The sequence below is a fragment of the Pseudomonas sp. URIL14HWK12:I6 genome (assembly GCF_000514195.1).
Lineage (GTDB): Bacteria > Pseudomonadota > Gammaproteobacteria > Pseudomonadales > Pseudomonadaceae > Aquipseudomonas > Aquipseudomonas putida_A.
On sequence record NZ_AZVL01000029.1, the window covers coordinates 1 to 25,541 of the forward strand.

Sequence of the window (25,541 nt, forward strand, 5' to 3'; positions counted from 1 at the left end):
TTTTGTAGGTCGATGGGCAAGAGCAACAGATCGGCAGCGAGAACTTCTTGGAGTTATCGCGGAACTTGACCACTGTGATGGAGAGTTCTCTGTTCAGGACGTGACAGTAAAATCGAAGGAAGTACTAGAGAAACCTTTCGGAAGCAGTCACGTCAATCAAATGCTATCTAGCTTGGCTGAATCAGGTTTGATATATAAAAACCGACATGGCAAATACTCATTTGCGGTTCCTTTGCTGGGTCAATTCATTAGACGCCAAAAAGAGTACCTTTAAATTATCTGGCTGCGAGCTGACGACTAGTCAAAAGCCAGAAGCGACCCCCCCCCCCCCCCCTAGGAAGGAGGGGGGCCTCCAATACCAGGTGGCAGCTGCGGAGGGAGCTCATGAAAAAGCACCACCCTGATATGGGGTAGTGCTAGCTGAGGAGATTTATGAAGCTCGATACAAAAAAAAAGCCCCTAAAAAAGGGACCTTTTTTTTGCACAGGATCGCATCAGCCGAATACGCGAGCCATTGCGTCCTTTAGACGGTGCTCATCCTCAGGCGTTGGACGATTGAACATCGCGTCACATGGTGCGTTGAGGGTGATCTGCCCGCTGGCGATCTTGTCGCATAGATCCTTGACGCGTGCGTCATTGGCCGCGGCTTCTTTAACGGGCACAGGAGTCTGACTATTAGGCTTAAACATAACCATTCCCTTCTCTATGAATGCCTTGCTCATGTCCGAGAGGTCAATCTGTGCATTCAGATTGTGTTCTCCAGACAAAAGTTCGAAATATTTGATCTCGCCGCCGCTAAAAGTATCCAAGCTCTTCGCGGAATCCACGGCCTTGCGGGCGCATTGATTGCTTTCCCAGCACAGAGCAGCGTGTATTGAGCCAGACCCTGCAAAACTTATAGTCGGCTGAATCGAATCTGGCAATCGAATATCCTGACCATATTCAAAAACAATCTCACCAGTGCTCACAACGACGACCAAAAGCGCGATCCCGTCACAAGAAGGGCTCGCCGTGCCAGGCGCGGGATTGGAACGGATGAACGTTTTCCATTGCTGGATCACTCCAGAATTACCGGCGAACAAAAAAACGTAGCCTATGCCATGCATCCCCGGCGCCGCCTCGATTTTGTCAAAACCGATGTCGTCGACGTACAAGACACCGAAGTCACGGTCATAAGACCATCGAGAATCACTGGTCAGGAGCTTGTTGGTTTTATCGTACACCGTCGTGGTCATAGACTTTTCTCATTCCCTTGCCATCATCACCCCAGGCTAACGGCCATCATTTGGCCTCCATTAACCGGGTCGCGCATTATAGAGATATGCATAGAAATAACATCTTGTTTATTTGTCCAGTCATCTCGACGCCACCACAGGTGCTTTGTGACGCTAATCCGCCATATACGCGGCGCCTGGCACTCCTTTGCAACGGAATGCACAACTAGATACGGTTACCGTTCGTCGGGGATGGAGCGCCGAACCCTGATCGCTTTTGAGGAGATGCAAAAGGGCCAACAAATGCTCTAGCAAAGAGCACCGTGTATCCCCTCCTGTATCCCTGCAAAAGCAGAAACAAACAAAACTCAACGTTAACAGGGGTTAAAACTTCGAGTTCAAACGACCCCGGCCCACCAACTCTCGACGACAAAGCCCGCCTTGTGCGGGCTTTGTCGCATCTGGACATCAGCCAAACCGGCCACACAAGCCCACAGCCTGCAAGCGATCGAACTCGATAACCCCGGCAATGCTCTGCCTACTCACAAAAAAGGACGACACGATGTCGTCCTTTTCGTACCCGCATTCATCAAAATCAATGAACCGCGCTGATCAGATCCGGGCGGCTGGATTTGAGCATTGCCTCATTGACCTTGCCTTGAATCGAGCAGGTAAACATCCCCTTGCTGCCAGTCGTCAGCTCTTGCGGAGCAGGCTCGATCAGGAACACGCGCTCGGCACTGTCGACAACCAGCTTGCCCGCCGTTGCGGATGGGTCTTCCGGCTGCCAGTTGGATTTGCCGTGGGACCAGATTTCCGCGCGTGCGTAGAGTCCCTGCGACATGTCCATACGCGGCCCGCCCGCTTTTTCCAACTGGGTGTGGAGTTCATTCGGCGTCTGTTTGGCGTAGAACCCCCAACTGATGATGCGAGTGCCCATCAGGTCTGTATCTTCGGCGTAGAAGCCGGTCAACGACATGCCGTCAATTTCGACCGGCTTGGCGAACATCCAGCGCTGCCCCATATCGCTCTTGGTGCCGCCGGACAATTTGATCTGGCCATTTTCGACCGTGCTCGGCACCAGATCCTTGAACAAAGGTGATTGCACGACTGCCAGGGAGTGATCGTCACAAGCGGCAAACGACGCCACCGGCGAAGGTGCAGCGGCAACGCTGAAAGCAGAAAAAAGGGCCGCAATGGGCAACAACAGGAAAATTGGTTTCATGGAATGACTCGAGTGAAAGACTGAAGAAATCGACAGCGACGATATCACAATGACATCAATCGACAGACTTCAGAGTTTCAATCAATGCCCATGCCGATGATGCACATCCGGAAAATGCGCATGACTGTGCCGCATCGGCGTATGCACATGCGGATGGCTATGCGGCTCCGCCCCATCCCAGTCAAAACCATGCGTATGTTGATGATGCTCATCGTGTGTATGCCGATGATCATGCTCAAGCGGTTCGTGCTGATGCTCATGAACATGGTTTTCCATCAGATGAATCCATACCCCCACGGCCATTAACGCCGCTGCGAGCAGAAACATCAGCGATATCGACTCGCCGAGCAGCAGAATCGAGATGCCTGCGCCGAGAAACGGTGCGGTGGAAAAGTAGGCGCCGGTGCGTGCGCTGCCGAGGCCGCGCAGGGCGAGGACGAACATTACCAGGCTGACGCCGTAGCCGAGAAAGCCGACCAGCATGATCGGCACCAGCGAGGTGGCGACGGGTAGTTGGGTGCCGATGAACAGGGCCAGTGTGCAGTTGACCAAACCGGCCACGAGGCCTTTGCTGCCGGCGATGAACAGTGCGTCCGAAGCCGAGACTTTACGGGTCAGGTTGTTGTCGATGGCCCAGCAAAAGCAGGCGAAAGCGACGGCCAACGGGCCGGTCCAGTCTTGCGCCGAAACGGTCTCTTGCGGCCAGGACAGCACGACACCGCCGGCGACGATGGCGAGCATGCCGATCACGATTCGTCGGTCGGCATTTTCCTTGAACACCACCCACGCCAGCAGCGCCGTGAGCACGGATTCGAGGTTGAGCATCAGTGACGCGCTCGCGCCGGACGTTCGGGTCAGACCGAACATCAGCGCCACCGGCGCCAGCACTCCGCCGAAGCCGATGGCGCCGAGCAGCCATGGCCATTCACCGGTGCCGAGCCCGGAAGGCTTCCAGCCACGATCGCGGACAAAACGCAGGGCGGTCAAGCCCAGACCGCTACCGAGATAGAGCAACCCGGCCAGCAGAATCGGCGAAACCTGTACCCCCAACAGTTTGGCGAGAGGCGTACTGGCGCCAAACAGCGCCGCCGCAATCAATGCGTGGAGAACGCTCACATTCATGCTGGGATCACTCGCTGGGGCCGATGGAATACCGACGCCCATCATCGCAAAACTCAGGTGAGAATTATGTGAACAGCTGATTCGTGTCAGCGAACATCATCTCTGGCTTGTGCTCAAATCCAGCAACATTTAATCCGCGCAATCTCTGGGCGGTCGCTCGACGCAGGCTCTATGCTGCGAACATCGAGATGTAATGGAGTTGAAGATGAAGAGCTGGATTGCCGTAGCGCTGGCCGCGCTGATTTCCTTGTCCGTCCATGCGGCCGACGCCCCCACCGTGCGCGTCGAGCCGATCGCGTTCACAACCAGTGCCGACAGCATCCAGCGCAAACAGTCGATCAAGGGGGACCAGACCGCGCAGTACACATTCAACGCCAAGGCCGGCCAGATACTGACCGTCGACTTCAAACCGTCCAACACCTCCGCTTACTTCAACATCCTCGCCAAGGGTGCGGATTACGCGCTGTTCAACGGCTCGATCATGGGCAATCACTTTCTCGGCCCACTGCCCGGCGATGGCGAGTACACGGTTCAGGTCTACCTCATGCGCAACGCCGCCCGGCGTAATGAAGTGGCCAACTATCAGTTGTCGCTGAGGCTGGTCAATGGCGATGCCATCAGCCGGCAGCAGCCATTCGACCAGACGCTGGAATTGCACGGCATCGCTTTTCACGTCAGCACCGAGCAGGTCGATGGCAAACCGACGCTGCGTATCGCTCCCAAGGGGCTGGAGATCGACAACACGGTCATCAGCCAGGCGCTAACGGGTGATGTGGTACGCGCCGAAGTCGCCGACATCAATAACGACGGTTCCCCCGAACTCTACGTTTTTACCCGCTCGCCCGGGCGCGGCATGCCGGGCGAACTGATCGCCTATTCAGCCAACAACAAGAAATCCCTGAGCGCAATCTACTTGCCTCCGGTCAGCGACAACCCGAAGACCGCGTCGGGCTATCAGGGCGAGGACTCGTTTGCGGTGGTGGAAAGCACCCTGGTGCAACGTTTCCCGGTGTATGACAGTGCCGACGCTGGCGCCGGGCGTACTGGGAAGATGCGTCAGGTTCAGTACAAGTTGGTGGCGGGTGAAGCCGGGTGGATTTTGCGCGAGGACAAGGTCACGGAATTCTGAAATGACCTGGCTCGTTACGGCCGACCCGGAAGCCGATTTCGCCGCGGATCATCTGCCCTGAGGCGTTGCAGAGCGGTCGCCGCCGAGATGAATTTTTCTTCACTGCCCCCGTTCGATCAACACGGTACAGTCCGCTCGCTCATTCAAGAAACTACGGTTCGCCCGCGCTCTCCCGCGGGCTTTTTTTTGCCTGGCGTTTGCTGTCGAAGCGATACACCCAAGTGTCCTGCACGCCGTGCTGCTGCGATTGCCGCGCCTGTGGGTGAACCCTGATCAGCGCAAACCCCGCCGCTTCAGCCAGACGCTGACTGCGAGCGTTGGCCGACGATGTGGTCAGGTAAAAGGTGAACTCAGGCAGGCGCCTGACCAGTTGCTGGAGCACTTCGCGCATGTAGCCCTTGCCGGCAAACGCGCTGTTGGCCCAATAACCGACGACATAACGCTTGCGCCGACGCGGCACAAGACCGATGCAGCCAACGACGGCTTGTCCGTCTTCAGTCACGATGAATAGGCGCCGCTCACCGGTCTCGCTGGCGAAATCATCCCTTGCTCGCAGCATGGACGACAGCGTCCGCTCCTCACTGGTGTGTTCAACCGCCCACTCGAGAAAAGGCGCATGCTCGCGGTAACTGGCGTTCAGCGCCTCCCGCACCGGAGCGACCAGCGCTGGGTCCGGCGCCCGAACACGCAGCGCCAACCCATTTACCGTCAATGCAAAGTCCATTGCTTGTTCCTCCAATCCCGGAAATGCCGCAGTCGATAACCCTGTGCACTCAACCAAAGAAATTTACAGAGCGCCAGCGCGGTTTGTTTTTTTCCATCTCCTAGGCAATCCTGTCCCTCAACCCTGCCCACCGGAGCGCCCGATGTCACTGCTGAGCCTGCCCTGCCAACGCCTGACGCTCGCCATCCTCGCCCCGGAACAGGCCGAGCTGGAAAGTGACTTTTATGCACGCAACCAGCGCCATCTCGCCCCCTGGTCGCCGATTCGCACCACCGAATACTTTTCTACCGAACAGATTCGTCGACGCCTTGAAGTTCAGGCCAGTGCTTTCGAGGCCGGGCTGGCGATGCATTTCGCCCTGCTGACGCTGGATGGCCAACAGATGATCGGCGCGTGCAATTTCAGCGGGATCATTCGCGGCGCGTTTCAGGCGTGTTATCTGGGTTATCACATTGACCACGCGCATCAGGGTCAGGGTTTGATGCAGGAAGGCCTGGAGGCTGGCATCGGCTACATGTTCGACGCGCAGAACCTGCATCGGATCATGGCCAACTACATGCCCGGCAACGAACGCAGTGCGCGGTTGCTGGAGCGCCTGGGTTTCGAACGCGAGGGCTACGCCAAGGCGTACCTGAATATCGCCGGGCGCTGGCAGGACCATGTGCTGACGGCGCTGGTCAATCCGCTGTTTGAAACGCCGGAGAAGCGTTGGTCGCGTCAACTGGCGTGAGTTTCACAATTTGTTAAGCATTGGCGAAGTATGCTCAAGGCTCCTGCCCTTTCCGGTTGCCTGAAATCCATGCCGCGTGCCGCCACTTCACTGTTTCTACTCGCCGCCCTGCTGTTTTTTTTCGCTTTGGGTAACCACCAGTTGCAAGGCTCTACCGAGGCCCGGGTCGCCGGGATCGCCATGGAGATGCATCTGGACGATGACTGGGTGACGCCGCGCCTGTTCGGCGAACCGTTTCTGGAAAAGCCGCCGCTGAGCCTGTGGCTGGACGCCGGCGCCATGCGCGTGTTTGGCGTTTCGCCGTGGGCAGTGCGGCTGGCGTCGGCGGTGGCCGGGTTGCTCAGCGTGATGCTGCTGTACGGCATGCTGCGCCGCTTCGGCCGGCCAAAAGCGGTCGCGTGGACGGCGGGGATTCTGCTGGCGACCATGGCCAGCTACTGGAGCAACGTGCGCGGGGTCGGCGAAGATGCGCTGCTGGCGCTCGGCGTGACCACGGCGCTGCTGGCGTTCTTTCAGGCACAACGCGCACCGAACGCGGCTAACTCGCTGCTGTTTATCGTCGGGATCGCTATCGCCACTTTGAGCAAGGGCGTGCTCGGCCTGGCGATGCCTGGGGTAGTGATTTTCGCCTACCTGCTGGCCGACAACCTGATCGACAAACGCCTGAAGGTCGGCGCGTGGCTGCGTCCCGGCCTGCTCACGCTTGTAGGTCTGATTCCGTTGCTGATCTGGCTCGCCGTGCTCTATCAGCGCGGTGGTTCGCACGCTGTCGCTGAAGTGCTGCTGACCAACAGCGTCGGACGCTTCAGCGGCTCGTTCGTCGAAGCCGGGCATTACGAGCCGTTCTATTACTACCTGGCCAAACTGCCGGAAGCGTTCCTGCCGTGGAACATTCTGGTGTATCTGGGACTGTGGCATTTCCGCAAAGAACTGAAGGCCAACCGTTACCTGTTGTTTTTCAGCCTGTGGATCGTCGCGCAGTTCATCATGCTGACCCTGGCCTCAAGCAAGCGCACGGTGTACCTGATGTCGATGACCCCGGCGGCGGCGGTGATCGCCGCTGAGTACGCACGCGTGTTGTTCGAGCGCTTGCAGGCGCGTGAAAACGCAGACCGCTTCATCGGAAAAGTCGCCCGCCATCGTCAGGCGATTGCCGCAGGATTGCTCACGGTGGTGATCGCCAGCTACCTCGGCGCCGCGCAGTGGGCACTGCCCAACGCCGACAAGGAGTTGTCGTTCCTGCCTTTGACCGAACACATTCAGAGCTTGCAGGCCAACGGTCAGCAGGTCGCACTGTTCCAGGCCAATGAACGAGTCGGCGGCGCCAGCGTGTTCTACACCCAAAGCGTGCTCAAGGGGCTGGATACTGACGCGCAACTGCACGACTTCCTCAGCGCTTCCCCCTCGAACGTCGCGGTGATCTCGGCAGACAGCGAACCCGCCGCACCACTCAAAGTGCTCAAGACCATGATGGTCGGGCGTCAGGCGTATTACTTCGTCGGCTACTGACGTCCTTCGCACCAGACAATAAAAAAACCGCCGTCACTGGCGGGTTTTGTTTGCGCTGAAGCTTGGCAAACGTCGTTTCATCGGGTGCTCACTGAGTGCCAGTCGGAGGCTTCGATGAAGCCAAGCACCCGCGGGTCCGCTTTGTTTGCGGCAGACACAAACAGTGAGGAACCGTAGCCAGGGTCAGAAACCGGTGTATTCAAGTCCTTTTCCAGCTCCGCCATGCATTCGCTGTGGGTCACCAGGATCAGGTTGCGCCCCGCAAGCTTGTGCGCCAGCGCTTCCTGCAGGATGTGGCCCTTGCAGCTGATCAGCCAGTCTTCGCCGCTGGCTGCGCGGTTGAACATGTAACCGGCGGTCTGCACGGTGCGCAGCATCGGGCTGTTGTAGATGTCGGCGTTATTCAGGCCCAGATGTTCAAACTGCGCACCGACACCGACCGCAACACTGCGCGAGCGGTCGGTGATGCCGTCGTCGCCACTCAGGCACGGCGCCGGCGAGTGATCGCAGCGCTCGACGTGACGCACCAGCACAATCATGTCGCCCTTGGCCCACCCGGCCGCCAGTGCCCGGTCACCGGACACATTGCCATGGGCCAGGTCCGGCACCGCCGCCGGGGCGAGCAGCCACAGGGTCAGCGGAATCACCAGCAGCGACGCGCCGAGCACCACCCAGGTATTGCGATAGCGGGCCAATCCGCTCAGGGAAATCGAGCGTTTGACGCCGAACAGACTCAGTCTCAATTCCACATCGGGCCGCCTCGTCGGCATCCATCACAGTCAATTCGATGCGGCGAGGGTAGAGAGACGGGCGTAAGTGACGAGTGAAACGCATGTGAAAAAAGTCTTGAAGCGCCCTTGTTACAAATTCCGTCGGACAAAAACCTTTCAGCTCTCGTGTTTGCGGCCGATACAGACCTGCTAACACCCTTGCTGGCTCAAAAAAACAACAATCTTCCAGCCTGACCGACGATCAAGTAGCTCTACGTTCCTGGAGGAATTGTGATGAATAGCTGGTTCGGCAACATCAGCGTGAACATGAAATTGGGCCTGGGCTTCGGCCTGGTCCTGGCCCTGACCTGCGTGCTGGCCCTGACGGGCTGGACCAGCCTCGGCGGCCTGATTGACCGCAGCAACTGGATGAGCGACATCACCCAGCTCAATGCCGGTCTGACCAAGCTGCGCGTGGTCCGCCTGCAATACATGCTGACCAACGGCGACGAAACCGCCGCGCAGAATGTACAAACCACCCTCGAAAGCTTCGCCGCGCAACAACAGGCGCTGATCAACAAGTTCAAGAGCCCGGAAAACGTCAAACTGCTGAAAGAGCAGGCCGCGACTATCGCCGAATACCAGACCTCGCTGAACAAGATGCGCAACGCCTACCGCACCGGCAACAGCGCCCGCGACGTGATGGGCACTAACGCCGACACCGCTTACAACCTGATCGAAACGATCAGCAAGCGCGTGCAGCAAATGGACATGAGCGAGCAGCGCTTCGAGCAGTTCCAGGCCATCACCCAGGCCAAGGAAGCGTTCATCCTGGCGCGCTATGAAGTGCGCGGCTACACCGCCACCACCAACGCCGAAACCGAGCAGAAAGCCGTCGGCCAACTGGACGCAGCGATCGCCAGCCTCAAGCAACTGAACGTGCATTTCGCCGCCACCCAGCAAGACGCCCTGCGTCAGCTGGAAACCGCTTTGACCAACTACCGCAGCGCGTTACAGGCGTACAAGAACGCCAACAGCGAAGCGGTGCAGGCGCGTAAGGAGATGACCGATCAGGGCACCGCGATCGTCAACACCAGCGAGCAGCTGTACCAGATCCAGCTCGACCGCCGTGACATCGAAAGCGCCCAGGCCCGTACCTTCCAGCTGATCAGCACCCTGCTGGCGCTGTTGGTCGGTGTGATTGCTGCAGTGATCATCACCCGTCAGATCACCCGTCCGCTGCAGGAAACCCTGGCCGTGGTCGAGCGCATTGCCAGCGGCGACCTGACCCAGAACGTCACCGTCACCCGCCGCGACGAACTCGGCGTGCTGCAACAAGGCATCGCCCGCATGGGCGTGACCCTGCGCGACCTGATCAGCGGCATCCGCGACGGCGTCACCCAGATCGCCAGCGCCGCCGAAGAACTATCGGCCGTGACCGAGCAGACCAGCGCCGGCGTAAACAGCCAGAAGGTCGAGACCGACCAGGTGGCCACCGCCATGCACGAGATGACCGCCACTGTGCAGGAAGTCGCGCGCAACGCCGAAGAAGCCTCGCAAGCCGCAGCCGCCGCTGACGGCGAAGCCCGTGAAGGCGACAAGGTGGTCAACGAAGCCATCGCGCAGATCGAGCGTCTGGCCAGCGAAGTGGTGCGTTCCACCGAAGCCATGAGCGTGCTGCAACAGGAAAGTGACAAGATCGGCAGCGTCATGGACGTGATCAAAGCCGTGGCCGAACAGACCAACCTGCTCGCGCTCAACGCCGCGATCGAAGCGGCGCGTGCCGGTGAAGCCGGGCGTGGTTTTGCCGTGGTCGCCGACGAAGTCCGTGGTCTGGCCCAGCGCACGCAGAAATCCACCGAAGAAATCGAAGGTCTGGTCGCCGGTCTGCAGAACGGCACCCAGCAAGTGGCCGCCGTGATGAACAACAGCCGCGCCCTGACCGACAGCAGCGTGGCCCTGACCCGCAAGGCTGGCGACTCCCTGGAAAACATCACCCGCACGGTGTCGAATATCCAGTCGATGAACCAGCAGATCGCCGCCGCGGCCGAACAGCAAAGCGCCGTGGCCGAAGAAATCAGCCGCAGCATCATCAACGTGCGCGACGTGTCGGAACAGACCGCCGCGGCCAGTGATGAAACCGCAGCGTCCAGCGTTGAACTGGCGCGCCTGGGCGGTCAGTTGCAGCAGATGGTCAGCCACTTCCGCGTCTGACCTCAGTCAGCGCCAAAGGGTAAATCCAATCGCGGGCAAGCCCGCGATTGCGTCAGTCCAGTCAGCCCATACTCACTGCCCCAACGCTCACACCTCCCACGGATTCATCACTTCCACTCCCGAGAACTGAAAGTCCTTCACGTTCCGCGTGGCGATTGCCGCACCATGAGCACGGCAGATTGCGGCTATCTGCGCATCAGCCATCGACACCGCCCGCCCCTTTGCTTCGCAATCTGCGACGAGTGACGCGTACTCGACAGCGGCATGCGCATCGAACGGCAAAATGCGTCCAGCGAAGTCTTCCTCGAACATAGCCATCGCATGAGCTTGAAGATTCTGTTTGCGTTTGCCTGAGGGAAGTCGGGCGATGCCGTGGAGTATCTCAGCCACCGTTATCGCACTGATGGCCAGATCCATGGCGGGCTGCGCATCAACCCAGGCCAGCACCCTGGCTTCAGGTTCGATACGCATAAACTCTGAAAGCACGTTGGTATCGAGCACTATCATTCAGAAAAATCCACCCCGGTGGCTTTCTCTGAGCGCTCTGGCAGATCAAGTTCTGCTCCGCCGAGAGCACTGAATCTGTTGCGTATCCGGCTTCCAAGTCCGCCGGCACGATCCACCGTTGCCAAGGCTCGACCGAGAATCAGGCGCGCCTCTTCCTCCATGGAGTGTCCGTTGTGTGCAGCGGTGATACGCAACTGTTCCTTGAGCTTCTCGTCAAGGTTTCGAATGGTGATGCTGGCCATGACGCCTCCTGCAATCAATGAAATCATTGATTGCAGGCTAGCACATCCGTTCCGGCTCACACCGGGCAATCTTCCGAACGGCCATTCTTACTGCAGCAGATGGTCAGCCATTTCTGCGTCTGACCTTCACCTCTGCGCTGAACGAAAGATCGATTCGCGAGCAGGCTCGCTCCTACAGGGGTTGCGTTGGATCAGCAGGCCGGTGCGCGTGTTGCCTGACTCTAGCGAGTCCCGCGCTGGCGCAACGCCGAGGGCATGAAATACGCGTCTTCCGGCACCGGTTGCGAGAAGTCCACGGTGGAGGCTTCTTCGTTGTCGAGGTTCTGCACGTAGTAACGGCGGGCCTGCAGGTCGTGGAACACGTCCAGTGCGCTCCAGGTGGTCGGCAGATCGTAGAAGTTTTTAAGGTAGGCCATCGACACCCGCCACAGCTCCCCTCGCCCATCGTATTGATCAACCAGCGCCGCCCCCCAGCTGTCCTCGTCGAGGAACAGCACGCGTTTGGAATAGACATGCCGCGCGCCCGGTTTGAGATTGCCTTCGACCACCCACACGCGGTGCAGCTCATAGCGGGTGAATTGCGGGTTGAGGTGGCCCGGGGTAAGCAGTTGCGCGTACTTCACGTCGGGGCTGCCGACCTTGTAGTTGTTGTAGGGAATGTAGATTTCCTGCTTGCCCTTGAGCTTCCAGTCGTAGCGGTCCGGCGCGCCGTTGAACAGGTCGGTGTCATCGGCGGTGCGCAGGCCATCGGACGAGGCGATCGGCGTGTCATACGCCAGGTTCGGCGCACGGCGCACGCGGCGTTGGCCGGCATCGTAGACCCAGGCTTGGCGCGGGTCCTTGAGCTGATCGAGCATCTCGTGCACCAACGCCGCACCGCCGGCCAGCCGCGCCGGGCTTTTCACGAAAGCGAGGTAGTAGAACAGGATGTTTTTCAGGTCGGCGTACTGCCCGCCCGGACGGTAGAAGTTGAACAGCGCTTCCTGCTGCGAGGTCACCAGCGCAAAGCTGCCGTTGCGCTGCACCGGGGCTTCGGACGCGCGACGTACCACGTAGATTCCGCGATAACGGGTGATGTGGTTCCACAGCACTTCGATGCCGTCCTTGGGCACCGGGAACGGTACGCCGCCGTAGGCATCGGCGAATCCGCTGCCGCCCTCCAGCAACTTGGCCGAGGTCGCGTTCTTCAGGGTGTTGTCATACAGCCACTGCGGCGCCGAACCGGAACGACGCGACGGGTAGACCGGCATCTGGAACGTGTCCGGGTAGCTGTTGAACAGCGCAATCTGACCGGGGCTGAGGTGGGCCTTGTACTGGTCGAGATTGGCCTTGGTAATGGTGAACAACGGCTTGTCCGCCGCATATGGATCCGGGTGATGTTGGCCCGGTTTGTAGCCGGCGGGCGCCTGGGTGATGCCGCCGGTCCAGGCCGGAATGGTGCCGGCGGCGTTGCCGGCGCGCTCGGCGCCCATAGGCGTGAGGGTGGTTTTCAGTTGTTCGGCTTGTTGCGGGGTGATGGCGGCGAGGGCGCTGCCGGCGGTGAGGCCCAGAACCAGCGCCAGCGAAATTCGGGTCATGCTTGAAGTGTGAAACATGATCTTCTCCAAAGTACAAAAACCTGTGGGAGCGAGCCTGCTCGCGAAAGCGGTGTATCAGTCGACATCAATGTTGAAGGTGCCTGCCTCTTCGCGAGCAGGCTCGCTCCCACAGGGGGGATGAGGTGTTGCTGAAATCTCGTGTAGTCCCTTAAAGGAAATACTTGAGATTGAACCCGACGTTGTCGCGGTCGCGAATCCCGTTGTTCTGCCCGCCGCCCCAAAAGTTGGTGTACTGCACCTCGGCTTCGAGCTTGTTCTGGTAGTTGGCCTTGATCCCCAGGGTGTAGGCCTTGCGCCCGTCGATGGTGTTGCCGGCCTGATAGCTGTTGCCCTTGAAGTCGTCCTTGTAGACGACGTAAGGCGACACGTTGACCCCGGCGTACACGTCGTTCCAAGTGCCGTTGAACATCACCGTGTAGCTGTAGGAGTTGCGGTTGACCTGATCATCACGATCACCGCCGGACACATAAGAGGTGTTGCCGGTACCGGCGTAATAACGCGTGCTGCCGTCGTAGGCGGTGTATTGCAGACTGCTGCCGCGCAGGTGTTCGGAGGCCAGTTCGAAGATGCCGAACATCGAGTCGAACGACAGCGTCGGGCCGAAGTTGTAGATGCTGCCCAGTGAGGTGTTGAACGCTTCCACGCGCTCGGCGTTGTTGATCTCGCTGTCGAGGGTGACCATCTGCCCGCCGACATTGACGGGTTTGCCGGTCACCGCCACAGCGGCGCCGTTGGCCAGGTCGCCGATCAGATCGTTGGTGGCAGCGACACCGATCGGCAGGTTCGGTCGATAGGCGATCTCGCCGAATACTGAAGCCTGACCCAAAGTGGTGTTGAAGCTGAAACCATACATGCGGATGTCTTCGGCATAACGCCGATGTGCCTGAATGTTGCCCATCACATCGGCCGTCGCCAGACCGTTAGCCAGCGCCCCGGCCTGACTGCCAGCGACGCTGGAGAGCATGTTGGTCAGGGCATTCATGTCGATGCCCTTGTAGCCCCCCAGATCAGCGGCGATGGTCGGTTCCTTGGCGTGGTAATTGACCAGGTACAGGCCGAACTCAGTGCTGTTGAGTTCCTCGGCGATGTAGCGGAAGGCGAAGCCGAACTGGCCGTCGTTGCGCGCGTTGTAGTCCTTGCCGATCGACGCCACTTTCAGCGTATTGCCGTAGGCCGGCGTCACACCGTTGGCGTACAGGCCAGTGCTTTTCAGCGCCGGGCCGAGCAATGGGTTGTTGCCCAGTGCGCTGTACAGACCGATGACGTTGCCGAAGCCCGGCACCGGGGTATCGAGCGCGGTGCCGCTGAAGTTGTTGTAACCGGTGTTGCCGCCATCGGCGAACAGGTCGGTCTGTGAGTAGAAAGTGCCAACCGGGTCGATGCGGGTTTCCTTCCAGTTGGTCTGGTAGAAGCTTTCCAGGGTCAGCGAATCGCTGAGGCCGATGTTGAAGCTCACGGCCTCCACCGGCATCAGCACTTCCTTGACCTCGGCCCCCGGCAAACGGTATTTGGCCGCGTCCACCGGGTTGGTGGTATTGATCCCGCCGCGATAGAAAATCCCCTCGCCCCAGTTGAACACCTGACGACCGACCCGCGCAGTGACCGGCATCTGCGCCACGTCCCAGTTACCGTAGACATAAGCGTCCAGCATTTCGATCCGGCTGCCGGCGATGTCGCGGGTCTGGCTGGTGAAGCGGTCGTCCTGCGGGTAGCTCTGACTCGGCTGCGACGGGTTGTTGTTGCGGTAGTAATCGTTGCGCTTGTCCATCAACTGGGTGTCGTAGAACGCCGTGCCGCGCAGGAACATCCCGTAGTTCTGGTAGTTGGCCTCAAGCTCGGAAGTGATCTTGTACACCTCGGAAACCAATCCGGTGTCGAAGTTGCGATTGCCGTCGTTGGTGTTGACGTCGTCGTTGTTCTTGTCACGGCCCTGCACCCGCCACAAACGCCCATAGGACAGGGTCGTGTCGATCGAGCCGGTGACTTGATTGTCCAGCACGCTGAACTCGGCAGCCTGCAACGCATCCACCGCACAGAGTTGCAGCAGCCCTGCCAGGCCGACACCGGGCAGGGCCACGCCGGTGAGGCGCAATCGAGTGTTGATCATGGGTTCCTCCTTCCTTGTTCTTATTGTTTTTTGCGTGACCGCGATGGCTACGGTGCCAGTCCCGCACGGACATAAATCCGGCTGTGCGCGCCGAAATGCCCGAGCAGTTTGAACAGCTGCTGATTGAGTGCTGGATGCTCGAAGGTCTCGCGCTGCATCTGATTGCCGCTGCTGAAATCACTGGTCACCGGGGCCGTCTCCAGCCACTGGCCGATGGTTTCATCGAACGCCGCCGAGTCCTCGACCGACTCGGCGCTGACCACGTCGCGCAAGTAGTCCACCGAGTACGGCGGATAGTGTTGGTCTTGAGCGACATCGGCGTAGGCCGCGAGCATCGGATGCGCCAGACCGGTGCGCAGCACGCGGCGCAGCCAGGTCGATTGATACTTCTCGATTTCCATATGGCGGGTGGCGACCCGTTCGATCGAGGCTTTTTTATCGTCGGCAAAACCGGCTAGCGCCTTGCCTTCCAGCAACAACAGACTCGGCAGCTCGACCCCGGGCAGCGGCTTGGCGTGATACGGCTGGGTCAGGTCCTGCACGTGATGCACGCCCCAACCGAGGAACCGGTAGCCCCAGTAAGGATGGCCACTGGCGAACGCCAAACGCGCCAAGCCCAAGTACTGATAAGCGCGCCAGTCCGGCCAACTGCGCTGAAGAAATCCGGCAGCGGCATACACCACCGGACTCTCATGGAAGAAGCCCATGTGGAACGGCGCCTGCGAGCTGTACTGAAAACGCGCATCACCAAACGGCTGCGGGCCGAAGCCATACAGCGCGCCGACCTCGCCGGGGTTATCGCTGAACAGGTTGATGTCATGACCGTAATCCGGCTCGTCGGCGGCGCTCGCCAGTACCGCCAGCGCCGCGACTTTATCGCCGTCCGCCACGCGAATGAAACGCTGACGATTCCATGGCGAAAGCGTCTGTTCGACCATCACCTGATCGGCACTGAGATGTTCGCGCTCGGGGATGTCTTGGCCCGACAGCGGCTGAATGACCATCGCCAGATGAATGCGCGGATTGAGTCGCAACGCGGTGAGAAAATCGTGGCGCAGATCGTCACTCGGTACGGCGGGCAGCTTCAGATTGTCGGGTCGCGGCGGGTACTGGGTGAAGTGTTCACGGGCGAAGTTTTCCTGTTGTTCCAGCAGCGCGACCACTGCCGGATACTGCTCGGCGAGAAAACGCTCCAGCGGCTCGACCTCGACCGGCGGCGCATCGCGCAGCGCCGGCAGTTCCTGCAACGCCAGATAGCTGCCCACCGTGTGGTTCGACCAGCCCCACGCCGTCGGGGCCGTTGCACAAAGCAGCAACAGGAGAAAGGTCAGCTTCATTGCTTTTAATTCTTATTGGAGGTGCCGTGGGGGTGAGCCTAACAACCGCCCCCGGCGCTGACACTGTCCGATCTCACCAGAAAAAGTCTCCGATAGCGCCATGTGCACAATAGCGAGAACACCACTGTTCCCCTGTGGGAGCGGGCTTGCTCGCGAAGGCGGTGTGTCAGCTTGCACATGAGGTGACGGGCAGGCCGCCTTCGCGAGCAAGCCCGCTCCCACAGGAGATCACCACCGTACTTTTAAGCGGGGTAACCGGTGATTTTGCGGATGCTCTGGTACAGCGGCTTGAGCTGGCGATACATGCGCAGGTACACCTCGTTGTACAAACGCTCATAGACCTGCTGTGCCTCGGGCTGCGGGGTGAATACCGTCCCGACGCGGGTCATCGCGGCGATTGCCGTGGGGAAATCCGCATACAAGCCCAACCCCACCGCACAGCAAATCGCCGCGCCCAGACCGGACGCCTCGTACACATGCGGACGCTCCGCCGGCAGACCAAAAATATTCGCCGTGAGCTGCATCGCTGCATCACTCTGCGAACCGCCACCGGCCACCCGCAGACGCTTGATCGACACCTTCGAACGCCTCTCGATGTTCTCCAGTCCCTGGCGCAACGCATACGCCAGCCCTTCCAGAATCGCCCGGTAAATGTGCGCGCGGGTGTGCACGTCGCCGAAGCCGATCATCGCGCCTTTGGCTTCCACACCCGGCTCACGAATCCCCGGCGACCAGTACGGTTGCAGCATCAGCCCCATCGACCCCGGCGGCACCGCGTTGACCAGCGCATCGAACAGTTGCTCGGGCTCGATGCCCTGCTCTTTCGCCTGCTGCATCTCACGCAGACCGAACTCGTTCTTGAACCAGCTGACCATCCAGTAACCGCGATAAATCATCACCTCGCAGTTGTACTGATCCGGCACCGCCGAGGGGTATGGCGGGATCAACGGGACGATTTCCAGATAGCGCGAACGGGTGCTGGTGATCGTCGCGGTGGTGCCGTAGGACAGGCACACCGTGCTCGTATCGACCACGCCGGAGCCGACCACTTCGCAGGCCTTGTCGGCGCCCGCGGCAATCAGCGGCAGACCCTCGGGAATCCCCGTGTGACGGCTAGCTTCGGCGCTGATGTAGCCGAGGGTTTCGCCGGGTTTGTGCAAGGTCGGCAATTGCTCGGGACGCACCGCCAGCGCCTGCCATTTCCAGTCACTGGGCGCGGCCCATTTCAACCGTTTGAAGTCGAACGGCAGATAGCCGACGCAACAACCCACCGAGTCGACAAAGCGCCCACACAAACGATGGGTGAGAAACCCCGAGAGCAGCAAAAACTTGTCGGTCGCCGCCCAGATTTCCGGTTGATGTCGGGCGATCCAGTTGGCCTCGGCCTGAGCGCGAAAATAATCCACCGTCGCCTGCGCGCCGACCAGTTTGAATAGCCAGCCCCACGGCCCCTTGATCCCGCCCTCGACTTCGCTCTGGCGCTGATCGAGCCACAGAATGGCCGGGCGCAGCGGCTTGCCCTGAGCATCGACGTTGATCACCGTGCCGCGCTGAGTGGTCAGCGACACCCCGGCAATCTGCGAGCGATCAATCCCGGTTTGCGCCCACACCTGCTGACAGGCTTCGCCGAGTTTTGCCCAATAATATTCCGGGTCCTGTTCGGCCCAGCCCGGTTGCGTCGAGTAATACGCCTGCAACTCGATCTTGCCTTTGCCCAGCAGATTGCCCTGCAAATCGAAGAGCAATGCGCGCACGCTCTGGGTGCCGTTGTCGATCGCCAGCAGGTAGCGCTTGTTCGAGTGGTTATCCATGGCGCTCTCTTCAAGGGGCATCAAGGCGTGGCATCCGGCAGACCGTGATGGCGTTGCCACAACGCCCGGTAACGCTGCAGCTCTTGCTGCCAGTGTGCATCGTCCCAGCCCAGGCGTGGCTGGCAGAGTTGGCGGATGGCAGCGAAATGTTCTTCACCACCGCGCGCCAGCAACAGGCCCAGACGGGTGCGGCGCAGCAACAGATCATCGAGGTGCAGCACCATTTCCGCCTCACAGGCGAAGGCCAGTTCTGCCCACAAGGTGTCGGTGTTGCCGACCGTTTCGTGACCCAACTCGGCGATCAACTGCGCCAGCCGCGGCAGGTCGCGACCGTGGCGTCCGGCCAGACGTCGCCACTGTTGCGGGCTGAGTCCGGGGATCGGCAGCGGCGGCACCGGTGCGAACACTGGCGCGGCATCATCTTCGAAAGAGCGACCGAGCATATCGGCACAAGCCTTGAGCACTTCGATGGCTTGCGGGCGAAACGTCGTCAGTTTGCCGCCGGCCAACGTGACACAACCCGGCTCCTGCCACAGCACATGTTCACGGGTTTCATTCGACGGCTTGCCTTGCTGTGCACCCGCCGCGCTGCCCACCACCGGACGTACGCCGGACCAGGTCGACAGCACATCGCTCGCCGTCACTTCGGCACCTGGAAATTGTTGCGTGCAAGCCGCCAGCAGATAGTCGAGTTCGTCGGCGCTGATGCTCGCGCTCTGATCCAGATTCTCGCGATGATCGAGGTCGGTAGTGCCAACCACCGTCGCGCCTTCCCACGGAAAAACGAACACTGGCCGACGGTCGCGCTCATGCAAAAAAGTGAAGGCCTGCGCCACCGGCAAACGCCAGCCCGGCAGCAGCAGATGACTGCCGCGCAATGGCCGTAGTTGTCGCGGTGCCTCGGGCAAACGCAAACGCTCAGCCCACGCGCCCGTCGCCACCGCCAGCACGCCGCAACGCAATTGCAGCGATCCACCCGCTTCGCAGTCCTCGATCTGCACCCCACACACCCGACCGTTTTCGCGCAGCAAATGCTCGACGCGCACCCCGTTGAGCACTACCGCGCCATCGGCCCGCGCTTCGCTTAACACGCGCATCACCAGCCGTGCGTCATCGGTCAGCGCATCGATAAAACAGGTGCCGCCTAGGAGGTGATTTTCCTTCACCCCCGGCGCGAGAAAACGCAGTTGCTGCGCGTCATGAAAACGATGGCTGCGGCGTCCCGCCAACGCGTCGTAAACCGTCAACAAGCCACCGAGCACACGCGGCCCGGGAAAGCCGCCGCGATAGTGCGGCATCATGAAACTCATCGGTTCCACCAGTCCCGGCGCTTCGTCGAGCAGACGCTGACGCTCGCGCACCGAATCGCGGGTCAGGCGCCACTGGCCCTTGGCGATGTAACGCAAACCGCCGTGAACCATTTTCGACGATCGGCTAGAGGTGCCCCAAGCGAAATCCCGTTGCTCCAGCAGCAGACAACGCCAGCCACGCCGCGCCGCTTCGCGCAGAATTCCAGCACCGCTGATGCCGCCGCCAATCACGATCAGGTCCCAGGTTTCGTCGGTCAATGTCGGCAAGGTTTGCTGGCGCCACGCGGCGTTCCAGTCCGGGGGCATGATCGTCACTCCTGCAACAGCGTGCCGGGGTTGAGGCGCCCGGCCGGATCGAAGTGCCTGCTCAGCGCCTGCAAGGTATCCATCGCCAGCGCGCCTTTTTCGCGCGGTAGATACGGCGCGTGATCCTTGCCGACCCCATGCTGGTGGCTGATGGTGCCGTGGTTGTCGACGATGGTCTGGCTGGCCGCGTGCTTGAGTGCCTGCCAGCGCGCCAGCGTCGCCGGATAATCCGCCGCCGGGCGAAACACGTAAGTGGTGTAGATGCTCGAGCCTTCGCCGTAAACGTGGGACAGATGGTTGAACACATGCACCCGCTCGCCTTGCGCTGCCAAGGCATCGCGCAGGCTGTTTTCGATCAGGTTGAGCAGGTGGTCGACGTTGCTCCAGTCGGTGGCGGTTTCCAGGGTGTCGACCACGTAACCGGCGTTCCACAGGTTCTCGCGCAGGTAGGGGAAACGGAAGCGGTTCTGCGCCCACTTCTTGCCGAGCAAGGTGCCGGTGAACACGCCGCCGAAAGCTTTCAGATGCTGCCGCGCCTGGCTCAACGACAGCGCGTTTTGCCGACGGTTGCCGGTCACGCCGAAGGTTAGCAGGCACTTGCCTTCACCGGCACCGCGCAGGTTCAGATACTTTTCCAGCCAGGCGATCTGCTGCGGATGACCGGCCAGCGCCAGTTGGGTTTCGGTCTCCACCGCGTTCGACAGGCGCAGCATCGACAACGGCACTCGCGCCTGGGCCAATTGGCGGATCGCTTGCAGCGCCTTGCTCCAACTGGGCAGGAACACCCCGTAGAAACGCTCATCGGCGGGCAGCGGACTGACCCGAACTTTGACCTGGGAAATGATCCCGAAGCGGCCCTCGCAACCGAGCACCACTTCGCGCAGATCAGGCCCCGCCGCCGAAGCTGGGAACGTCGGAATTTCCAAGGGCCCGGCGAAAGTTTCCAGGGTGCCGCCAGCGAACAATTGCTCGATGCGCCCGTAGCGCAACGACTGCTGACCACTGGAGCGACTGGCCACCCAACCGCCCAGCGTCGACAACTCCCACGACTGCGGGAAATGCCCCAGCGTATAGCCGCGAGCGCGCAGCTGACTTTCCACCTGCGGGCCACTGGCGCCGGGGCCGAACGTCGCCAGTTGGCTCTGCTCGTCGAGGTCGATCAGGCGATTCATCCGCGCCAGCGACACAGTCACCACCGGCCGCGCCGAATCCGGCGGATTGATATGCCCGGCCACCGAGGTGCCGCCGCCGTAGGGAATCAGGCACAGGTCCTGCTCATGGGCGAGCGCCAGCAATTGACGGATCTGCGCGGCAGTCTCGGGAAACGCCACCGCGTCCGGATAATTGCCCAGCGCACCTTCGCGCAGCGCCAGCCAATCCGGCAGGCTCTGGCCCCGGGCGTGCAGCAGGCGGTCATGGGCGTCGACGCTGTACAAGGTGTGCGTCGCCAGCCGCGAGACCGGCACCCGCGCCAATGCCGCGTCCAGCGTGGCATCGGGCAACACGTGCCCGGCCCCCAGTCGTTCATGGAGAAAACTCGCGCCCTGGGCCGGCAGTTCGACCACCGTGGTTGCATCTCCCCAGCCGTTCCAGCGTCGCATGCGTGTGTCCTTCTTATGCAGTCTGATCAGTGATGTGGCAGGCCTCCATACTAGTCAGCGGCCGCAAAGTGTCACGGTCGCATCCGGCCAGTTCGAGTAGCCAATTGAGTCAAACGTCGCGCAAGTGCCAGCCATTTACTTTAGTCGGGGTTTCAAATTACCTTTCAGGCATTCATTCGCTCACGCAGGCCTTGATCAAGGGATTCGGATCATGCAATCGCTCGGCTTCACCTCGGTTCCGCCGCTGCTCAAATACGTGCGCCATGCCGAGCAACTGGGCATGGCCATCGAGCCGGCGTTGGCGGCAGCCGGATTGCAGGCGCAGCAACTGAGCGACAACAGCCTGCGCCTGCCGGGCGAAACCCATGAACGCCTGCTCGATTATTTCTGCGAGCACTCGGGCGATCCGCTGTTTGGTCTCAACGCGGCCAATTTCGTCCTGCCCAATTCCTGGAGCGTGCTCGGTTACATCACCATGAACTGTGCGACCCTGGGCGATGCCATGAGCCGGATCATGCCGTTCGAAAAACTGGTGGGCGACATGGGCGTCAGCCGCGCCGAGGTGCAGGACGGTCATGTACACCTGATCTGGACTTGCCGCTACGAGCGTCCGCGGATTCGTCGGCATCTGGTGGAAAACGTCCTCGGCTCCTGGCTGCAATATGCACGCTGGATCGCCGACACGCAGATGTCGCCCGCCGCCGTGTGGCTGGAACATCCGTGCCCGCCAGATGCTACCCAGGCGCAGTACGAAGCGTTTTTCGATTGCCCGGTGCTGTTCGAGCAGGCCTATTCAGCGCTGATCGTGCCGTTGGCGTATCTGCAATTACCGCTGCGCCAGGCCGATGCGCAATTGCTGCGTACGCTGGAAGAACACGCGATGGGTTTGATGGCGACGCTGGAGGATGCATCGCTGGAACAACGGGTCAAAAGCATCCTGCGCCAGTTGCTCAAGGAAGGCTTGCCGCGCAAGGAACAGGTGGCCGAGCAGCTCGCGGTGTCGGTGCGCACGTTGCAGCGCCAGTTGCATCAGGCGGGGACGTCGTATCAGCAGATTCTTGATGACTTGCGTCAGGAGCTGGCCGAGCATTATTTGCTCAACAGCACCTTGCCGATTCAGGACATTGCGCAGTATCTGGGGTTTACCGAACCACGGTCGTTTCATCGCACGTTCAAGAGCAGGCGCGGGATGCCGCCGGGGGAGTTTCGGCAGATGCATCGCGGGTGATTATTCTGGCCTCATCGCTGGCAAGCCAGCTCCCACAGTGACCGGGTCGTACACAAAATCTGCGGCTCGCACATAACCCTGTGGGAGCTGGCTTGCCAGCGAAGGCGCCAGTGGCCACACCAAAAACCCGACAGACAATTCCTCAATTTCAGCAACCCAATAAACCCACTGCAACCCCCGTGTTTAAAGACACTCAGTGTTACGCCCTACTGCCTACAAATCCTTGCGCCACTGCCTACGGCTACGCCAGAATCCGCCGGCTTGTGCGCCCCGGAGGCCGTCGGTAACTTGAGTCCGTCACTGATTTCCAGTGATCGGGTTTAGTAGCCCGAGGTTCTTCCAGGGTGCATTGCACATCAAACAGTCAGGCATTTTCCGTCTGCGCTCTATGGTGGCTGTGCGCAGGGCGCTTTCGAGCGCGCCGGTTCCCTGGGTCCCCGGTCTACTAACCTGCGCACAGCTGCCACCTCTTCTTATTAGTAGAGAAGCGGTGATGGCTCCTACTTCAGGACCCAAAATCATGTTCAAAGTTACGCCCAACCCGCCGCCCACCGACGCGGCCTCCCCCTATGAATCCCCCGAATCAAGGAAATTCCACGAAGCCGCCGAGCGCGCCCTCGACCACTACCTCGGCCCACCGAGGCCCGCGATCATGGCCACCCCGTACCAGCCCAATCGTCTCTACATGGCCAATCCGGCCAGCGGCACCGAACCGTTGCTGGCCGACGCCTGCGAATCCCTCGGCTCGGCCACCGTGATGCTCAACGACTTCGCCGGGCTACTGGAAGGCTCGCACCGCAAGACTCTGCAAGGCATCGCGCAAGTAGTGATGGTGGCGGAGATCGCCGTCAACCGGGTGCTGGACAAGTTAGTGCCGACCGAATAAACGAAAAAGCCCGCGGCCAGACCTTGATGGTATGGCAGCGGGCTTTTTTGCCTGTCTCGAATCAGACACTGATCGCGTTGGTGAACACCAGTCGATTACCAAACGGATCGGCAATGGTCATGTCCTGACTGCCCCACGGCATCGCCTGAATCTGTGGGTGCGAGAATTTATATTCCTTGGCCATCAGTTGCTGCTGAAACGCCTCCAGCTCATCGGTCTCGATGCGCAACGCCGAGCCAGGCGTCGCATCGCCATGATGCTCGGACAGGTGCAGCACGCACTCGCCACGGGACACCTGCAGATACAGCGGGAAGTTCGCTTCGAAACGATGCTGCCAGTCGATCTTGAAACCGAGGAAGTCGACGTAAAACTCCAACGCCTCGGCTTCATCGAAGATCCGCAGGATCGGGGTGGTTTTGCCGAAGCTCATGGGGTGCTCCCTGACTTGTTTGGCCCAAAAGTGTAGACGGGCTGGATGTCAGCAATTCGGCTTGGCGGTGGCTTTCTTTAATTGCAATGTGCCACCACTGTGACGCACTCCGCGAAACGTCAGCGAAAGTTGTTGCGCAAATCCCCGTCCCGCGCCAGAAACCGCCCTTCCCGGCGACCATTCGCCTGCCCGTCGCGATAACTCAACACACCATTGACCCACACCCCATCAATCCCCTGCGCCGCCCGCTGCGGATCAGCGAAATCTGCCACATCGCGCACCGTCGCCGGATCGAACAGCACCAGATCCGCCCAGTGCCCCTCGCGAATCTCGCCGCGCTCTTTCAAGCCAAACCGCACCGCCGACAGGCCGGTCATCTTGTGTACCGCCGTGTGCAGCGGAAACAACCCGAGATCGCGACTGAAATGGCCGAGCACTCGTGGGAAAGCGCCCCACAGGCGTGGATGCGGGAATGGGTCTTCCGGCAGTCCGTCAGACCCGACCATCGACAGTGGATGCGCGAGGATTTTTCGTACATCGGCCTCGTCCATGCCGTAGTACACCGCGCCCGCCGGTTGCAGGCGCTTGGCGGCTTCGAGCAGTGGCACGTTCCATTCGGCGGCGATGTCGATCAGGTCGCGACCGCTGACTTCGGGGTGCGGCGTCGACCAGGTGATGGTGATGCGGTGGGCGTCGGTGACTTGCTTCAGATCCAGCGTCGAAGAACTCGCCGCGTAGGGATAGCAATCGCATCCTACGTGCTGGGTTTTCGCCGCTGCTTCCAGCGATGCGAGCAACTGCGGACTACGCCCCCAGTTGCCGACACCGGCGCATTTGAGGTGGGAAATGATCACCGGGGATTGTGAGTGACGGCCGATGCTGAACGCTTCCTCCATCGCCTCCAGCACCGGCTCGAACTCACTGCGCAGGTGGGTGGTGTACACCGCGCCAAATGCGGTCAGTTCTTCGGTCAGTTGCTTCACTTCGTCGGTGGAGGCGTTAAAGGCGCTGGCGTAGGCCAGGCCTGTGGATAAACCGAGCGCGCCGGCTTCAAGGCTTTCACGCAACTGCTCGCGCATCGCGGCGATTTCGTCAGGCGTGGCGGTGCGCAACAGGTCGTCGAGGTGATTGCTGCGCAGTGCGGTGTGGCCGACCAGTGCGGCGACGTTCAGCGTGGTGTTCGCCGCTTCGACGGCGGCGCGGTAATCGCTGAAGCGTGGGTAAACGAATGCGGCAGAGCTGCCGAGCAGGTTCATCGGGTCCGGCGGATTGCCTTTGAGACTGACCGGCGAGGCGCTGATCCCACAGTTGCCGACAATCACCGTGGTCACGCCCTGGCTGAGCTTGGGCAGCATTTCGGGCTGGCGGATGACCACGGTGTCATCGTGGGTGTGCACGTCGATGAAACCCGGGGCGAGCACGCGGCCGGCGGCGTCGATTTCTTCGGTCGCACTGGCGTCGCGCAAGTCGCCGATGCGTTCGATGCGCCCGTTGAGAATCGCCACATCAGCGCGGTAGCCGGGGGTGTTGCTGCCATCGATGACGGTGGCGTTGCGGATCAGCGTGTCGTACTGCATGTCTGTCTCCCGGCGGGAGTCAGC

The 25,541-nt window shown here is 60.6% G+C and carries 22 protein-coding genes; 7 read left to right on the top strand and 15 right to left on the bottom strand.

Features of this window, described 5'->3' with window-relative positions; all coding sequences use genetic code 11:
* The coding region (locus H043_RS30575; RefSeq protein WP_256214481.1) for a hypothetical protein at positions 1 to 274 on the top strand (274 nt) is incomplete at its 5' end.
* 220 nt (positions 275 to 494) lie between these two features.
* Here H043_RS30575 and H043_RS0124835 read toward each other — a convergent pair.
* The 3 genes from H043_RS0124835 to H043_RS0124845 form a co-directional block, all read right to left on the bottom strand.
* Positions 495 to 1,235 (bottom strand): hypothetical protein, encoded by a 741-nt coding sequence (locus tag H043_RS0124835; RefSeq protein WP_027614116.1) that lies wholly within the window; start codon positions 1,233 to 1,235, stop codon positions 495 to 497.
* A 574-nt stretch (positions 1,236 to 1,809) separates the two neighbouring features.
* The gene (locus tag H043_RS0124840; protein WP_245223421.1) at positions 1,810 to 2,487 is read right to left on the bottom strand and encodes a hypothetical protein; all 678 of its coding nucleotides are present in this window, start codon (positions 2,485 to 2,487) and stop codon (positions 1,810 to 1,812) included.
* 33 nt (positions 2,488 to 2,520) lie between these two features.
* Positions 2,521 to 3,561 carry a DMT family transporter gene (locus tag H043_RS0124845; protein WP_027614118.1) on the bottom strand — a complete coding sequence of 347 codons (1,041 nt, stop codon included), beginning with the start codon at positions 3,559 to 3,561 and terminating at the stop codon, positions 2,521 to 2,523.
* Between the two features lie 205 nt (positions 3,562 to 3,766).
* Between H043_RS0124845 and H043_RS0124850 the strand changes: the two genes are divergently transcribed.
* Positions 3,767 to 4,690, top strand: a complete 924-nt coding sequence (locus tag H043_RS0124850; RefSeq protein WP_027614119.1) for a hypothetical protein — start codon at positions 3,767 to 3,769, stop codon at positions 4,688 to 4,690.
* Between the two features lie 151 nt (positions 4,691 to 4,841).
* On the opposite strand, the gene H043_RS0124855 is transcribed toward H043_RS0124850, so the two are convergent.
* Positions 4,842 to 5,414, bottom strand: coding sequence for a GNAT family N-acetyltransferase (locus H043_RS0124855; protein ID WP_027614120.1), 573 nt, complete (start codon positions 5,412 to 5,414; stop codon positions 4,842 to 4,844).
* 142 nt (positions 5,415 to 5,556) lie between these two features.
* Between H043_RS0124855 and rimJ the strand changes: the two genes are divergently transcribed.
* Together rimJ and H043_RS0124865 are read left to right on the top strand one after the other, a co-directional pair.
* Entirely contained in the window at positions 5,557 to 6,144 is a 588-nt protein-coding gene (gene rimJ, locus H043_RS0124860; RefSeq protein WP_027614121.1) for a ribosomal protein S5-alanine N-acetyltransferase, read from the top strand.
* Between the two features lie 30 nt (positions 6,145 to 6,174).
* Entirely contained in the window at positions 6,175 to 7,653 is a 1,479-nt protein-coding gene (locus H043_RS0124865) for a glycosyltransferase family 39 protein (protein ID WP_049827950.1), read from the top strand.
* Positions 7,654 to 7,730: 77 nt separating this feature from the next.
* Here H043_RS0124865 and H043_RS0124870 read toward each other — a convergent pair whose 3' ends face one another.
* Entirely contained in the window at positions 7,731 to 8,402 is a 672-nt protein-coding gene (locus H043_RS0124870; protein ID WP_027614123.1) for a histidine phosphatase family protein, read from the bottom strand.
* A gap of 255 nt (positions 8,403 to 8,657) precedes the next feature.
* On the opposite strand from H043_RS0124870, the gene H043_RS0124875 reads away from it, so the two are divergent.
* A complete protein-coding gene (locus H043_RS0124875) occupies positions 8,658 to 10,577 on the top strand; it encodes a methyl-accepting chemotaxis protein (RefSeq protein ID WP_027614124.1) in 1,920 nt (639 codons plus the stop codon).
* Between the two features lie 87 nt (positions 10,578 to 10,664).
* Here the strand turns inward: H043_RS0124875 and H043_RS0124880 are convergent, their stop codons facing one another.
* The 8 genes from H043_RS0124880 to H043_RS0124915 all read right to left on the bottom strand — a co-directional run bounded on the left by H043_RS0124880 (position 10,665) and on the right by H043_RS0124915 (position 21,396).
* Positions 10,665 to 11,084, bottom strand: coding sequence for a type II toxin-antitoxin system VapC family toxin (locus H043_RS0124880; RefSeq protein WP_027614125.1), 420 nt, complete (start codon positions 11,082 to 11,084; stop codon positions 10,665 to 10,667).
* Positions 11,081 to 11,326 (bottom strand): plasmid stabilization protein, encoded by a 246-nt coding sequence (locus H043_RS0124885; RefSeq protein WP_027614126.1) that lies wholly within the window; start codon positions 11,324 to 11,326, stop codon positions 11,081 to 11,083. The genes H043_RS0124880 and H043_RS0124885 overlap by 4 nt, the downstream gene beginning before the upstream one ends.
* A 221-nt stretch (positions 11,327 to 11,547) precedes the next feature.
* Positions 11,548 to 12,921 carry a DUF1329 domain-containing protein gene (locus H043_RS0124890; protein ID WP_027614127.1) on the bottom strand — a complete coding sequence of 458 codons (1,374 nt, stop codon included), beginning with the start codon at positions 12,919 to 12,921 and terminating at the stop codon, positions 11,548 to 11,550.
* Positions 12,922 to 13,072: 151 nt separating this feature from the next.
* A complete protein-coding gene (locus H043_RS0124895) occupies positions 13,073 to 15,031 on the bottom strand; it encodes a DUF1302 domain-containing protein (protein ID WP_027614128.1) in 1,959 nt (652 codons plus the stop codon).
* A gap of 47 nt (positions 15,032 to 15,078) precedes the next feature.
* The gene (locus H043_RS0124900) at positions 15,079 to 16,368 is read right to left on the bottom strand and encodes a phospholipase (RefSeq protein ID WP_027614129.1); all 1,290 of its coding nucleotides are present in this window, start codon (positions 16,366 to 16,368) and stop codon (positions 15,079 to 15,081) included.
* A gap of 242 nt (positions 16,369 to 16,610) precedes the next feature.
* A complete protein-coding gene (locus tag H043_RS0124905) occupies positions 16,611 to 18,179 on the bottom strand; it encodes an FGGY-family carbohydrate kinase (protein WP_049827951.1) in 1,569 nt (522 codons plus the stop codon).
* Positions 18,180 to 18,199: 20 nt separating this feature from the next.
* Positions 18,200 to 19,795, bottom strand: coding sequence for a glycerol-3-phosphate dehydrogenase/oxidase (locus tag H043_RS0124910; RefSeq protein WP_027614131.1), 1,596 nt, complete (start codon positions 19,793 to 19,795; stop codon positions 18,200 to 18,202).
* Positions 19,796 to 19,800: 5 nt separating this feature from the next.
* On the bottom strand, positions 19,801 to 21,396 hold the full coding sequence (locus tag H043_RS0124915) for an FAD-binding oxidoreductase (RefSeq protein ID WP_027614132.1): 1,596 nt from the start codon (positions 21,394 to 21,396) through the stop codon (positions 19,801 to 19,803).
* A gap of 211 nt (positions 21,397 to 21,607) precedes the next feature.
* Here H043_RS0124915 and H043_RS0124920 point away from each other — a divergent pair, with 211 nt between their 5' ends.
* Positions 21,608 to 22,624: an AraC family transcriptional regulator gene (locus H043_RS0124920; protein WP_027614133.1), complete on the top strand. Its 1,017-nt coding sequence runs from the start codon at positions 21,608 to 21,610 to the stop codon at positions 22,622 to 22,624.
* Positions 22,625 to 23,144: 520 nt separating this feature from the next.
* A complete protein-coding gene (locus H043_RS0124925; protein WP_027614134.1) occupies positions 23,145 to 23,510 on the top strand; it encodes a hypothetical protein in 366 nt (121 codons plus the stop codon).
* Positions 23,511 to 23,571: 61 nt separating this feature from the next.
* Here H043_RS0124925 and H043_RS0124930 read toward each other — a convergent pair whose 3' ends face one another.
* Positions 23,572 to 23,940, bottom strand: coding sequence for a glyoxalase superfamily protein (locus H043_RS0124930; protein WP_027614135.1), 369 nt, complete (start codon positions 23,938 to 23,940; stop codon positions 23,572 to 23,574).
* A gap of 119 nt (positions 23,941 to 24,059) precedes the next feature.
* Positions 24,060 to 25,517, bottom strand: a complete 1,458-nt coding sequence (locus H043_RS0124935; RefSeq protein WP_027614136.1) for an amidohydrolase family protein — start codon at positions 25,515 to 25,517, stop codon at positions 24,060 to 24,062.
* Positions 25,518 to 25,541 lie beyond the last annotated feature (24 nt).